Origin of the sequence: Rhodoferax potami (genome assembly GCF_032193805.1) — a bacterium.
GTDB lineage: Bacteria > Pseudomonadota > Gammaproteobacteria > Burkholderiales > Burkholderiaceae_C > Allorhodoferax > Allorhodoferax potami_A.
In genome coordinates this window covers 210864-224244 of the sequence record NZ_JAVBIK010000001.1, presented here as the reverse complement: position 1 = coordinate 224244, position 13381 = coordinate 210864, and the positions used below count along the sequence as shown (strand labels likewise).

At 60.1% G+C, this 13381-nt stretch carries 13 protein-coding genes and 1 riboswitch; of the genes, 5 read left to right on the top strand and 8 right to left on the bottom strand.

Annotated features, from left to right (window positions below):
* Positions 1-17: 17 nt before the first annotated feature.
* From RAE19_RS01040 to RAE19_RS01020, 5 genes are all read right to left on the bottom strand, one after another.
* On the bottom strand, positions 18-1370 hold the full coding sequence (locus RAE19_RS01040) for a tyrosine-type recombinase/integrase (RefSeq protein WP_313873174.1): 1353 nt from the start codon (positions 1368-1370) through the stop codon (positions 18-20).
* A gap of 317 nt (positions 1371-1687) precedes the next feature.
* Positions 1688-2257, bottom strand: coding sequence for a thymidine kinase (locus RAE19_RS01035; RefSeq protein WP_313873173.1), 570 nt, complete (start codon positions 2255-2257; stop codon positions 1688-1690).
* A gap of 117 nt (positions 2258-2374) precedes the next feature.
* Complete coding sequence (locus RAE19_RS01030) at positions 2375-2938, bottom strand: hypothetical protein (RefSeq protein ID WP_313873172.1); 564 nt, start codon at positions 2936-2938, stop codon at positions 2375-2377.
* A 4-nt stretch (positions 2939-2942) separates the two neighbouring features.
* Positions 2943-4373: an exonuclease domain-containing protein gene (locus tag RAE19_RS01025; RefSeq protein WP_313873171.1), complete on the bottom strand. Its 1431-nt coding sequence runs from the start codon at positions 4371-4373 to the stop codon at positions 2943-2945.
* Positions 4373-4918: an NUDIX hydrolase gene (locus RAE19_RS01020; protein ID WP_313873170.1), complete on the bottom strand. Its 546-nt coding sequence runs from the start codon at positions 4916-4918 to the stop codon at positions 4373-4375. The genes RAE19_RS01025 and RAE19_RS01020 overlap by 1 nt, the downstream gene beginning before the upstream one ends.
* Before the next feature lie 146 nt (positions 4919-5064).
* A riboswitch (cyclic di-GMP riboswitch) is annotated at positions 5065-5156 on the top strand.
* A 73-nt stretch (positions 5157-5229) separates the two neighbouring features.
* Between RAE19_RS01020 and RAE19_RS01015 the strand changes: the two genes are divergently transcribed.
* Entirely contained in the window at positions 5230-7530 is a 2301-nt protein-coding gene (locus RAE19_RS01015; protein ID WP_313873169.1) for a S8 family peptidase, read from the top strand.
* A gap of 7 nt (positions 7531-7537) precedes the next feature.
* Here the strand turns inward: RAE19_RS01015 and RAE19_RS01010 are convergent, their stop codons facing one another.
* Positions 7538-8233 (bottom strand): fumarylacetoacetate hydrolase family protein, encoded by a 696-nt coding sequence (locus tag RAE19_RS01010; protein WP_313873168.1) that lies wholly within the window; start codon positions 8231-8233, stop codon positions 7538-7540.
* A gap of 39 nt (positions 8234-8272) precedes the next feature.
* Positions 8273-8575: an antibiotic biosynthesis monooxygenase family protein gene (locus tag RAE19_RS01005; RefSeq protein WP_313873167.1), complete on the bottom strand. Its 303-nt coding sequence runs from the start codon at positions 8573-8575 to the stop codon at positions 8273-8275.
* Positions 8576-8637: 62 nt separating this feature from the next.
* Between RAE19_RS01005 and maiA the strand changes: the two genes are divergently transcribed.
* Positions 8638-9306: a maleylacetoacetate isomerase gene (maiA, locus tag RAE19_RS01000; RefSeq protein ID WP_313873166.1), complete on the top strand. Its 669-nt coding sequence runs from the start codon at positions 8638-8640 to the stop codon at positions 9304-9306.
* Positions 9293-10105: a peptidoglycan editing factor PgeF gene (gene pgeF / locus RAE19_RS00995; protein ID WP_313873165.1), complete on the top strand. Its 813-nt coding sequence runs from the start codon at positions 9293-9295 to the stop codon at positions 10103-10105. Before maiA ends, pgeF begins: the two co-directional genes overlap by 14 nt.
* Here pgeF and RAE19_RS00990 read toward each other — a convergent pair.
* The gene (locus tag RAE19_RS00990) at positions 10037-10348 is read right to left on the bottom strand and encodes a hypothetical protein (protein WP_313873164.1); all 312 of its coding nucleotides are present in this window, start codon (positions 10346-10348) and stop codon (positions 10037-10039) included. The two genes, pgeF and RAE19_RS00990, sit on opposite strands and share 69 nt — an antisense overlap.
* A gap of 119 nt (positions 10349-10467) precedes the next feature.
* Here RAE19_RS00990 and RAE19_RS00985 point away from each other — a divergent pair, with 119 nt between their 5' ends.
* A complete protein-coding gene (locus tag RAE19_RS00985; RefSeq protein WP_313876149.1) occupies positions 10468-12168 on the top strand; it encodes a PHA/PHB synthase family protein in 1701 nt (566 codons plus the stop codon).
* Between the two features lie 30 nt (positions 12169-12198).
* Positions 12199-13377, top strand: coding sequence for an acetyl-CoA C-acetyltransferase (locus RAE19_RS00980; RefSeq protein ID WP_313873163.1), 1179 nt, complete (start codon positions 12199-12201; stop codon positions 13375-13377).
* The last annotated feature ends 4 nt before the right edge of the window (positions 13378-13381 follow it).

The following is a 13381-nucleotide window of genomic DNA, read 5'->3' as shown; positions in this document are numbered from 1 at the left end:
AATGGCGGAAAATTGCATCAGGCCGCCCGTAGCGTCACCACATTGGCCGGTTTGTTGGTCAACAAGTCCAGCCGTTCACCCCACAGCCGCCACGCATCCCGCATGGGGCCTTCATAGGTGGCACGTTGGTAAATGCGCTTCATCTTGTTTTCTTCAGTGTGGTTCAGGCACTTCTCGATCACATCGGGCAGCGCGCCCAGCTCGGCCATGGCGCTCGCGCCCGTGCGGCGCAGGTCGTGCGGTCGCCATTGGCCCCCGCCCAGTTTCAGCGCGTCGATCTGCTTGGTGCGGCCCGCAATCTGCCCACCCGGTTCGCGCTGGCGGTCGGCCACCTGCTTGGTGACGGTTTTGGTATCCAGTGGCAAATTGGTCTTTTCAATCGCAGGGTCGTAACGGCTTCCCGGAAAGCACCACGGCGTTTCACCCGTGATAGCGTGCAGGCGCTCAAACTGGCGCAACGCAAAGTCACTCAGCCAAACCTGGTGCGACTTGCCGTTTTTGGTTTCAGGCAGCACCCACAAACGGCGTTCAAAATCCACATGCTCCCAGCGCGCGCCCACCGTTTCGCCAATGCGGGTGATGGTGGCCATTTGAATCAGCAGGGCGCATTGCGATGTTTCGGCCATGCCCGAACGAGGCAGCTTCTTCAATAGGTCGATCAATTCCGCCTCGCCCAGCACACGGTCGCGCTCGCCATCGGGGCCAATCTTGGCTTTCTTGATTCGCGCCGTCGGATCGGCTTCCACATAGTCGCGGTCCAGCGCAAAGCCAAACATCTGCCGCAGGTCGGACAGCACGCGCTTGGTCATGCGCACCACGTCGCGCGCCATCATGGTGTCCACGATGTTCTGAACGTGCGCCTTTTTCACATCCGCCACAGCCAGGTCGCCAATCAGCGGGAAAACGTCGCGCTCAAAGGCGCGCTGCGCCTCGGCACCGCCGTCGCCGCGCTGCTTCAAAGCCAAGTCACGCCAGAGCTTGAAAAGTTGCCGCACGGTCAAACGGGCCTGCTGCTGGGCGATCACTTCCAGCCGGTCAAGCTGCTTGTTGTGGGCCTCCACCTGGTCGACTTCGATCTTGAGCTTTTCGGTGGCCTTGCGCTGCACGGGGTCGGTCCCCGACTTCACTTCCACGGCCAGCCGGTCGCGCTCGTCGCGCAGCGCTTTGAGCGACATCTTGGGCCAGGAGCCAATGCGCACCTGCCGGGTTTTGCCGTTCAGCTTGTACCGCCACTGAAAATCCACACTTACCGGGTTCTTTGTATCGGGCGTGGCGCGCACCATGCCAAACATGGACCCGCCATCCGGCAAACGCTTGCCGTCGTCCATGCCGCGCAGCGCTTCCAGCGCCTTGGTTGTGATCAATGCCATGTCAAATTGCCCCCACCATTGCCCCCACCGTTAGGGTGGCTCAGAGTGTAACTTGCTGGATTGCTTTGGACTACAACAAAATGCTGCTAGTCTGTAACTCATTGATTTTTAATGATTATTTTCAATTTCTGAGATTGCGCTGTACCTTGCTGGAAATACAAGGGGTAGCATGGGGTGCAAGGGGTCGAAGGTTCGAATCCTTTCACACCGACCAAAATAAGATAAAGCCGTTAAGCAGTAATGCTTAACGGCTTTTTTCTTGCCTGTCTGATTCTGCAGGAGCCCAGTATTACAAAGGCCCTAAGCCTTTGGGCGTATCAGGTAGCGGCACCCTCATAAAAGCAACGCGCGCACGCTTGGTGGTAGCGGTCGTTTCCACCGATCACGACCTGTTCACCCTCACGGACTCTTTGGCCGTTATCGTCCACACGCACATTCATGGTGGCTTTGCGGCCGCATGCGCAGATGGTCTTGATCTCCTCAATGTCATCGGCCAACGTGAGCAAATGGGCAGAGCCGGGGAATGGCTTACCCTGGAAGTCTGAACGCAGGCCAAAACAAATCGTCGGGATATTGGCCATGTGGGCAACCCGGTGCAGTTGGCGCACCTGATCCGGTTGGAGAAACTGAGACTCGTCAATCAACACACAGGCCAAACCGCGGCGCTGCGTCAGCAGCGTTTCAAAATCGGTATGTTCATCAAAGGTTTCCGCAGCCCGCTGAATACCGAGGCGCGAAGCAATGCTTCCAACGCCGCAACGGTCGTCAATCTGTGCGGTGAACAAGGCTACCTGCTGGCCTTGCTCTTCGTAGTTGTACGCAATCTGCAACAAGGAGGTGGATTTGCCGGCGTTCATGGCCGAGTAGCGGAAGAAAAGTTTGGCCATGAGAGCGAAAGCGAGGGCGGGCTAAAAGGGGGCTATTGTGACCGGATTTGATTTGCTATCAAATAAATAGCAGTCTGCGCAGTTACTTGGTGGGCTCAGGGCAGATTTGATATAAATCTACCCGCCAGTTGGACCCTTAGTTTGAAAGAGATGGTGCGCATTTTTTGCTACCTGTAGGGTGTCGTAGTACGCATACGCCCCCACACCGACGGCACCCACCAATGGAACCCAGCGCGAGGCGCCTTTGCGCAGCGCAGTGCCCAAGAGCTTGCCGCTGATCTGCAGGGCCAGCGCTTCCAGTGCCTTCATCGTGCTAGAACGGACTACTACACGCTCACCTGCACGCACGGCATAGTCGCGGAATAGCTGGGCCGATACATGTTTGAACAAGCAATACAGCATTTGTTCTTTGCCCAGTCGGCTCTGCTGGCCGTGAAGGGCTGCAATGTCAGCAACCATTTGCGCCTGGATCTTCCAGACACTGATCATTTCCGGAAGCACGGTCAGCCAACCCATCCAACCCGGCGGTAGCGACAGGCCAGCCGCCACCATGCTGGCCTGTCGCGCGGCCTTGCGTGAGATGGCATGCACGCGCAGTGCGGCGTCGGCACCTGCCTGCTCAGTGCTCTCAGGCACTTGCACGACGAGTTCGAGGAGCGCATGGGCGATCTGTGCGCGCACAGGGCTAGGCGGCTGAGACAGGGTGTCCTCCCAAGTGCAAAACCTCGCGCGAACGCAGTCCTGTGCCCGTGAGACGCTTCACCAGCAGGCGATAGGTGTCGAGGTCAAAGGCCAGCACCTGCCGCTGGGCAATAGCCTCTTGCAGTTCCGCCTCGTTATGGACAGTGGCAACATGGCACCATTGGTCAAACACATGAATATCTGTGCGGCCGGTGATGGGGTTGTGCTCGCGGATACCCATGCGTCCGGCGTGGGGCCACGATTGCAAGCGATGCTCGGCCAACGCTATTTGCAGGCGCGCTCGGTGCAGTGGCGCTGGCTCCCGCCCGGCGCACACCCCTTTGCAACGCCCAATCTGGCTGGCAAAACAAGCGCCTTTCCCGGACTCCAGCCCGAGCACCAGCGGGCAGAACTGGTGCATATCGGCAAGGCTGCGCAGCGCCTCCATCGCCTGGCGTTTGGAGCGGTAAGCCCCGTAGAGCTGGCCCATGTCAGACGGGTCTACCTCATCGAGCCGCACCAGTTGCACAAGGGGGCGGGTGGCGGGGTCGTCGTGAAGTTTCCAGGCGGTGAGTTGTTTCTCGCGCCGCAGCAGCCGGTTGTGGATGGGTTGCAGCTCTTTCACGAGGCGCGACTCCAGCAACAGGGCCCCGAGTTCACCGGCTGTCTCGCGCCATTCGACGCGCCGGATTTCTTGCAGGATACGCATCTCGCGTGCAACCTTGGTAGACGCCTGAAAGTGCGACATCACCCGGCTGCGCATCGTCACACTTTTGCCCACATAGAGCGGGATGCTGCTTTCGCCGTAAAAGAGATACACACCCGGTGTATCTGGAATGTCAGACACCGGTGTTTCCAGCATGGGCGGTACGGCGGCACTCCCTTGCAAGAGTCCTTGCGCCTCGCGTGCCAAGGCCTCCGCGCCTAACTCGCGGTTTGCCACATCCAGCCAAGCCAAAACCACGTCCACATCGCCCATGGCCCGGTGTCGTGCCTGGGTGTGCAAGCCGTGGCGTTGCAAGATGGCGTCGAGCCCATGGCCCTTGTGCTGCGGGTACAAGCGCCGCGACAAGCGCACGGTGCACAGGGTTTTGACCTTTAGAGCGATGTCTAGCCGTGCCAATTCGTTCAGAACGAACCCATGGTCAAAGCGCACGTTGTGGGCCACGAAGACGGCGCCCTCCAACAAGGCAAGCAGCGGCTTGGCCAGCTGCTCGAAGGTGGGGGCATCCTCCACCATCGCATCAGTAATGCCGGTGAGGCTCTGGATAAAAGGCGGGATCCGGACGCCCGGGTTCACCAGACTTGACCAGCGCGCAGTTTCAACCCCGTTGTCGATTCGCACCGCGGCTATTTCGGTGATGCGGTCGTTGACGGCATTCCCGCCGGTGGTCTCAAGGTCGAGGACCACATAGCTAGGGAGCATGGCCGGCATCACGTGATGTCGAGGGTGTGGATGCCGTAGTGGCCCGCCTTGCGGTCCGCGAAATAGCAGTCCAGCGTCTCTTTGACGGTGCGGAATGCAATTTCATCCCAAGGGATTTCGTCCTCGCGGAAGAGTTTGGCTTCTATGGTTTCGGTTCCTGGCTCAAATTGATCGCTGGTCAGCCGGGCCCGGTAAAACAAGTGCACTTGCCCCACGCGCGCCACATTGAGCAGGCTGAACAGGCCTTCAAGTTCAAACTGGGCGCCTGCTTCTTCCACGGTTTCGCGGGCAGCACCTTCCGCGGTAGTCTCGTTGAGCTCCATAAAGCCGGCTGGCAATGTCCACTTGCCAAAGCGTGGCTCGATGTTGCGTTTGCAAAGCAACACTTGATCCCCCCAATACGGGACTGTGCCCACCACGTTGAGGGGGTTTTCGTAGTGGATGGTGTGGCAGGCAGGGCACACCGCACGAGGCTTGGTGTCGCCGTCATCCGGCACGCGGTAGACCACTGCGGTACCGCATTCTTTGCAATGTTTGAGGGGAGCGCGCTGCATGAAACCCTGATGGAAGTGACGTTGAGTCGGGATAAACAGTGCTTCACTGTAATGCAAGTGTCGCAAGCTTGCATTGCACTGATTGAGTCGAATAACACATAAATAACAATTTGAGATATGATTGCGGCCGACTCGGCATATCTGTTGAGTTTTTTGGGCAAACCGGTCGAAAGGTCGGGACGCAAAGCCACCGGGCTGTCGCACTTTTTCAGAGTGCCATGCCAGCGGGGTTGCCGGTTCATGGGGCTGTTTGCCAGCGCTCATGATTGGACTGCGTAGCCCTTGTGTGTTTGTTAACAAGGAATCGCACCATGTTTCAGCCTTCCCCCCTTTTTGCGGCATTGATCACTGCCTTTGCCTCCGGAGCCTATGCCCAAGTTCTGGAAGTGCATGAAGACGCCGATAGCGGCTGGGAGGCCCTTGCTGCTGCAGCACCCAAGCTGAGCGCATCTACCTTGGCGAAGGCAGCGCCCACAGCGGCAGAGGCCCGTGCGCGCAGTTACCAGACCTTCTTGAATCAAGTCAACAAGCCCTATGCCAATCAGCTCGGTAGCGGCAATGGCAGCGGTGTCGTCGTCGGGGTTGTGGACTCCGGGGTGCAAGTCAGTCACCCTGAATTGCGCGGTCAAGTGATTGCGACTTACAACGCCTTCAATGGCGGCACCGATGTGACCGACCAAATGGGCCACGGCACCCACGTAAGTGGCTTGGTTGCAGGAAGTCTGGCGAACGGGTCCCTGCTCGAGGGCGTGGCGCCCGGTGCGAAGCTGGTAGTCGCCAAGGTGTTCACCACCGGTGGCTCTGACAGCCTGACGATCGGCCGGGGTATTGACTGGGCGGTAAATGTACAAAAGGCGCCCATCGTCACGCTCAGCTTGGGTAGCAACGCAGCTGCCATGCAGTCCAACATCCAAAACGCCGTCAACAAGGGGGTTCTGATCACGGCCGCTTTGGGCAATGACGGACGCGCCAGCGGCAGCTGGCCTGCCGCTTACGCCAAGCAAGCCTGGGCCAAGGGGCAGATCATCGCGGTGGGCGCACTCGACGCCAACAATAAGCGCGCCAGCTTCAGCAATTACGACGCCACCTTGGCCAACTGGACCGTGTTTGCGCCCGGGGTCAACATCGCCTCCAGCTACTCCACGCCCGCCATGCCCAGCAGCTACGTCTATATGTCGGGCACCTCCATGGCAACGCCGATTGTGGCGGGCCAAGCGGCATTGATCAAAAGTAACTGGAACTTCCTGCCTGCCACAGATATAGCGCAAATCATCTTTCAATCCGCTACCCGTTTGTGCAGCGATAACGTGGCAGCGGCTGTGTGCCTCCCTCGCAACAAGGCGGACGCTGTGTACGGGTGGGGCTTGGTGAACGTCGGGGCTTCTCTGCAGCCTATTGGCGGTCTCAACCTGGGTACCAAAACAGGTGCAGTGATTAGTTTTGCGGGCGCCAGCCTCGCCACGCCCAAAAGCGGGCTCGCCACAGGGCTCAAAACGGTCAATACCTTGGCAGTCGACAAGTTCAACCGGGCCTTTCAGGTCAATGTGGGCGCCAGTGTGAGCAGCACGTCGACAGCGACATCCGCTTTGCCCATCAGCAAGACCACGACCACAACGACCAGCGGCGCCAAATTCAGCGCGGAGTACACCGCCTTGGTTACCGAGCAAACCATGCTGGGATTGGCGGCAGAGCAGGCGCCCCTGACCTTGGCCCGCATGAGCTTTTCCAGCCCATCGAGTGCGGGCTTTGCCTGGGGCGTCGGTACCGGTGGCAGCAGCGATGCATTTTTCGGCTTGCAGGCCACAGGCAGCGCGCCTTTGAGCCTGGCCGACGAGGCGAGCCGCTTCAATGCGCCGTATTTCAGCCTGGCGCAGAACGCCACTCATGCCGGTACTTCGTGGACGCTTGCTAGCGGGGATGTTTTGCGCATGGGCTCCGTGGTCCAAGGCAATCCCTTGAACAGCTCGCCGTGGCAATCGGCACCTTTTGCGGATACGCAGCGCACCGTCGCGGTGTTGGAGTACCAAAGCCGCTGGGGTGATGCAACCACTGTTGTTTCCGCGGGTCAGCTCCTCGAAAACAACTCCCTGCTGGGCGCTAGCGGCACCGAGGCCTGGGCCATGGAAGGCAAAGCCAGCACACGCTTTGTCACCTTGGCTGCATCCAAGCCGGTCGCAGCCCGTGTGTCAGCCTCGGCCATGTTGACGTTGGGGCAGGCCGATGCCTTCCGCAATGAAAGTGCCTCACTGATCGACGGAACCAGCGCGGTGCGGCAAATGGCCTGGAGTTTGGGTTTGGCGCGTGAGAGTTTGTGGCGCACCGGCGACAAGCTGGGTTTCAGCGTTTCCATGCCTTTGCGCACCATGTCCGGCGAGATGCAGGTCACCACCGCCGTAGAGCAAAGCCAGGAAGACGGCAGCCTGCGTTACGCCCAGCAGACCCTGAACTTGGCGCCGAGCGGCATGCAAAAGGATGTGGCGCTCTCGTACCAAAGCCCCAAGGTGTGGGGCGGCACCGTGGCCGCTCAAGCCCTGCTGAAGCTCGAGCCCGGCCATGATGCGAACGCCGAACCCCAGCTGGGACTCGGCGTGCGCTACCAGCGCAAGTTCTGAAAAAGGTTCAAACCACACGCACGGTCAAAGGCTCCAGCCCTTCGACCGTGGCGTAGAGCACATCACCGCGCACCACCGCGCCCACACCCTCGGGGGTGCCGGTAAAAATCAGGTCGCCGGGCTGCAGGGTCCACGCGACCGACAGCTGCTCAATGGTTTCAGCAATGTTCCAGATCAGCTTGGCCACGCTGCTGCGTTGGCGGCCCGTGCCGTTGACGGTCAGTGCAATGTCGGCTGCCTCCACCCCCGGCACCTGTGCAGCAGGGGTGATTGGGCCGATGGGTGCCGAGTGCTCAAAACCCTTGCCGATGCACCAGGGGCGGCCTTGTTTTTTCATGTCGTTCTGGAGGTCGCGGCGGGTCATGTCCAAGCCCACGGCGTAGCCGTAAATATGGCGATGCGCGTCCGCTGCACGGATGTTGCTGCCCCCTATACCGATGGCCACCACCAGCTCCACCTCATGGTGCAGGTTGGAGGTGAGGGCGGGGTAGGGCATGTCTACCGCTTGTCCGGCATCCGCCGCGAGCACGGCGTCTGCAGGCTTCATGAAAAAGAAAGGCGGCTCCCGGCCGGTGTGCCCCATTTCCTTAGCATGTTCCTCGTAGTTGCGGCCCACGCAGTAGATGCGGTGCACCGCAAAGCGGCCGACCGCTCCGGTCACCGCAATGCTGGGGATGGCAGGTGGTGGCAATACAAAACTCATCAGCAACTCCAGTAAATCAGCGTTGGGCTGGTTCGGTGGTCAGGCGGACTTCACCACCAGGTCAAAGTGTTCCACCACCGGTGGTTGTGCGAAAAACGGGCCGACGATCCCACGCCACTGGGTAAACAGTTCACTTTCCCGAAAGCCCACCGTGTGGTCTTCCAGGGTGTCCCAAAAGATTTGCAGCACATAGCGCTCCGGGCTCTCGATGCCCTTGTTGACTTTGTAGCCCTGGCAACCCTTGGCTTTGCTGATCACGTCGCGCAAACCGCGGGCAATGGCTTCGTCAAAAGCGGCGTTCTGGCCGGGGTGGATGCGGATATCTGCAAGCTCAAGAATCATGGGGTCTCCAAAAAAATCGGTGTAAGCGGGAATAGTAACGGCATCGGTTTATGCTCGCCGGCATGAAGTTGTACAGCTATTTCCGCTCGTCCGCAGCCTTCCGGGTGCGCATCGCTCTGGGCCTCAAGGGCCTGCCCTTTGACTACGCAGCGGTCCACCTCGCCCACGGTGAACAGCTCCGCCCCGATTACCGCTCCACCCATGCTGACGGCTTGGTTCCGGTATTGGACGACGGGGGCGAGCTGCTGACCCAGTCTCTGGCCATCATGGAGTACCTGGACGAGACCCATCCGGCCCCTGCCTTGTTGCCGGCAAGTCCGCTTGCCAAAGCCAAAGTGCGGGCGCTGGCTCTCGCAATTGCCTGCGAAATTCATCCCTTGAACAATTTGCGCGTACTCAAGTTTTTGAAAGACGGCATGGGGCTTGCCGATCCCGCCAAAGATCAGTGGTACCACCACTGGACGCGGCAGGGCCTTGACAGTTTTGAAGAGCAGCTGCTGCGCCTTGATACCTGGCAGCGTGAACAAGGGCGCCCCGCACCTGCCACTTTTTGCTTCGGCGACTCGCCCACATTGGCCGATTGCTGTCTTATCCCTTTGATCTTCAACGCCCGCCGCTTTGCGGTGTCGCTGGACGGCTTGCCCCGCACCATGGCAGCTTTTGATGCCTGTATGGCACTGCCTGCCTTTCAAGCAGCCAGACCGGAGGCGTGCCCTGATGCCCCGCAGTAACACCCCCTCGCAGGAAGGGCTTGCGCCCGACTGGCTGATTCCCGATTGGCCGGTCCCCGCGCAGGTGCGTGCCCTGTGCACCACGCGCCAGGGTGGCGTGTCGCAGGGGCCCTATGCCGGCTTGAATCTGGGCTTGCATGTCGCAGACGATGCCGCTTACGTTGCTATCAACAGGCAGCGACTCGCTAGTGGTCTCAGCAGCAGGCCGGTATTTTTGAACCAGGTACACGGTACCGCCTGTGTGGCGATTGATGCCTCTACGCCCGATGGCACCGAGGCCGACGCCTGCACTACGGCCCAGCCCGGTGCGGTGTGCACCGTCATGGTGGCAGATTGCCTGCCGGTGCTTTTTGCTGCCAGTGATGGAAGCCGGGTAGCCGCAGCTCACGCGGGCTGGCGTGGCTTGCTGGGGCAGGGCGGTCAAGGCGTGCTGGAAGAGACTTTAGAGTCATTTAAGCCTCTAGCCCACGTAAATGCTGCGGGGGGTGCTCCTGAAGTGATAGCGTGGCTAGGCCCTTGCATCGGTCAATCGGCTTTTGAAGTCGGTGACGAGGTGCGCGCGGCTTTTGTAGAGGCGCACCCGGATACCGCTGCGTTTTTTGCCGCCCACACGGCTGGCAAGTGGTGGGCCGATTTGCCGGGGCTCGCGCGTTACCGCTTGAAGGTAGCCGGGGTACGCCGCATTTTTGGCAATGACGGCAGCACTGCGTGGTGCACCGTCAACAACCCCTCACGGTTTTTCAGCCACCGGCGCGACCGGGTCAGCGGCCGTTTCGCGGCTTGCGTCTGGCTCGAGTGACGGGCTGTCGCCGGCAGCGGCCTGGTGGGCTGCGATGGCCGCGTTGCGCTCTGCCAGCTCTTGGGCCCGCAAGGCCCGCTTGCGGGCGGGCGTGCCCATGAAATACATCATCAAGGCGACGGGCAACACGCCGTATAGCACAAAGGTGAAGATCGCGCCCAGCACCGAACCGTTGGTGTTGGTGGCCTCGGCAACGCTCATCATGAGCGCCACGTAAATCCAAGCGATGGGGACGATGTACATAAGGGTTTCGGAGGGTGGGATGTGTCAGGATATCGCAGCTTAAGACTGCCATACTTGCACGTTAGACTAGACCCACTAATTTTGAAGGTGATGGCGTGACGCAACCCTCCTCTGACTTTATGGCCCAAGCGGCCGAGCAGTTCCAACAGGCATTGACCCAAAGCTTTGCCAAAGCGCTGGAGTCCTTCAAAGGGCTGGACACAGGTGTCGCCGGGGCAGGTTTTCCGGCCATGGGCGAGGCGGTGCCGGACATCAAGTTTTCCCAGGACCGTTTGCAAGCCTTGCAAAAGTCTTATGTGGAAGAGGCCATCAAGCTCTTCAGTCAGGGCATGGGCCACACGCCGCCCCTGCCGGACCGCCGGTTTGCGGCGCCCGCATGGGGTGATAACCCGGTGGCAGCCTACGCTGCAGCGGCTTATCTCCTCAATGCCCGCACCATGATGGGCTTGGCCGAGGCAGTCGAGACAGATAGCAAAACCAAAAATCGCATCCGCTTCGCGGTAGAGCAGTGGATGGCCGCCGCTTCCCCGAGTAACTATTTGGCTTTCAATGCCGAGGCCCAGAAAAAAGCCATTGAAACCAAGGGCGAGAGCATTGCCAAGGGCGTCAAAAACCTGGTGCACGACTTGCAGCAAGGCCATGTCTCGATGACAGACGAGAGTCTGTTTGAAGTGGGCAAAAACGTGGCGACCACCGAAGGTGCGGTGGTGTTCGAAAACGAGCTGTTCCAGCTCATCGAATACAAGCCGCTCACCGCCAAGGTCTATGAAAAGCCGTTCCTGCTAGTGCCGCCTTGCATCAACAAGTTTTACATCCTCGACTTGCAGCCGGATAACTCGCTGATCCGCTACGCGGTGGAGCAAGGCCACCGCACCTTTGTGGTGAGCTGGCGCAATCCTGATGACACCTTGGCCAACAAGACCTGGGACGACTACATCGAGCACGCGGTGATCCGCGCGATTGGCGTGACCCGCGATATCAGCGGCTCGCCCACCATCAATGCGCTGGGCTTTTGCGTCGGGGGCACCATGTTGGGTACCGCGCTCGGCGTGTTGGCTGCACGGGGCGAAAAGCCGGTGGACAGCGCGACTTTCCTCACCACCTTCCTCGATTTTTCAGACACCGGGATTCTCGATGTGTTCATCGACGAAGCCATGGTCAAGTTCCGCGAGGCCGAGCTGGGCAAGGGTGGCTTGATGAAGGGCCAAGACCTGGCCAGCACCTTCAGTTTCCTGCGCCCGAACGACCTGGTGTGGAACTACGTGGTGGGCAACTACCTCAAGGGCGAGACACCACCGCCATTTGACCTGTTGTACTGGAACAGCGACAGCACCAATCTGCCTGGCCCGTATTACGCCTGGTACTTGCGCAATACCTACCTGGAAAACAACCTCAAAAAGCCGGGCAAGCTCACCGTGTGCGGCGAGAAGCTGGACTTGAGCGCGCTCGATATTCCGGTCTACATCTACGGCTCGCGTGAAGACCATATCGTGCCGATCGGCGGTGCGTATGCGTCCACCCAGCTGCTACCGGGCAAAAAGCGCTTTGTGCAAGGCGCTTCCGGCCACATTGCGGGTGTGATCAATCCACCCTCCAAAAACAAACGCAGCCACTGGATCCGCGCCGACGGCAAATTGCCCAAAACGCATGCGCAGTGGCTGGAAGGGGCGACCGAGCATGCCGGTAGCTGGTGGACTGATTGGTCACACTGGCTCAAAAGCCATGCTGGCAAGCAAATTGCTGCCCCCAAGACCTATGGCAAAGGGAAGTACAAGGCCATAGAGGCGGCTCCAGGGCGCTATGTCCAGGCGAAGGCCTGAGTTTTCGATTTATCAAGAAGGAGACACCTGATGGAAGATATCGTGATCGTTGCTGCAGCCCGAACTGCAGTTGGAAAATTTGGTGGCTCTTTGGCCAAAGTGCCCGCGACCGAGTTGGGAAGCATTGTGATCAAGAGCCTGCTCGAGCGCAGCGGGCTGCCGGTGGACGCGGTGGGCGAGGTCATCCTCGGTCAAGTGCTGGCGGCTGGCGTGGGCCAGAACCCTGCGCGCCAGGCCGGCATCAAGTCCGGTTTGGCGAAAGAAACTCCCGCTCTCACCATCAACGCCGTCTGCGGCTCCGGCCTGAAGGCCGTGATGTTGGCCGCTCAGGCTGTGGCTTGGGGCGACAGCGAGATCGTGATTGCCGGTGGCCAAGAAAACATGAGCGCATCCCCCCACGTGCTGTTGGGCAGCCGTGACGGCCAGCGCATGGGCGAGTGGAAGATGGCTGACACGATGATCACCGACGGTCTGTGGGACGTGTACAACCAGTACCACATGGGCATCACCGCCGAAAACGTGGCCAAGGCCAACGACATCACCCGCGACATGCAAGACGCTTTGGCGCTCGGCAGCCAGCAAAAGGCAGCTGCGGCACAAGACGCGGGCAAATTCAAGTCCGAAATCGTGCCGGTGGTGATTCCCCAGCGCAAGGGCGACCCTGTGGTGTTTGACACTGACGAGTTCATCAACAAGAAAACCAATGCCGAAGCGTTGGCTGGCCTGCGCCCCGCGTTCGACAAGGCAGGCAGCGTCACCGCTGGCAATGCCTCCGGCATCAATGACGGCGCCGCCGGCGTCATGGTCATGACCGCCAAGAAGGCCGCGGCCTTGGGCCTGACACCGCTGGCGCGTATTGCCAGCTTCGGTACCACCGGTCTGGACCCGGCCCTGATGGGCTTGGGCCCCGTATCTGCGACCCAGCGCGCGCTGGCGCGTGCCGGCTGGAAGGCAGCTGACGTTGATTTGTTTGAGCTGAACGAAGCGTTCGCCGCACAAGCCTGCGCGGTGAACAAGCTGCTCGATATCGATCCGGCCAAGGTCAACGTGAACGGTGGCGCCATCGCCATCGGCCACCCCATCGGCGCGTCCGGCGCCCGTATCTTGGTGACTCTGTTGCACGAAATGCAGCGTAGCGGCGCCAAGAAGGGTGTCGCATCCCTGTGCATCGGCGGCGGCATGGGCGTAGCCTTGGCGGTCGAGCGTTGATTTG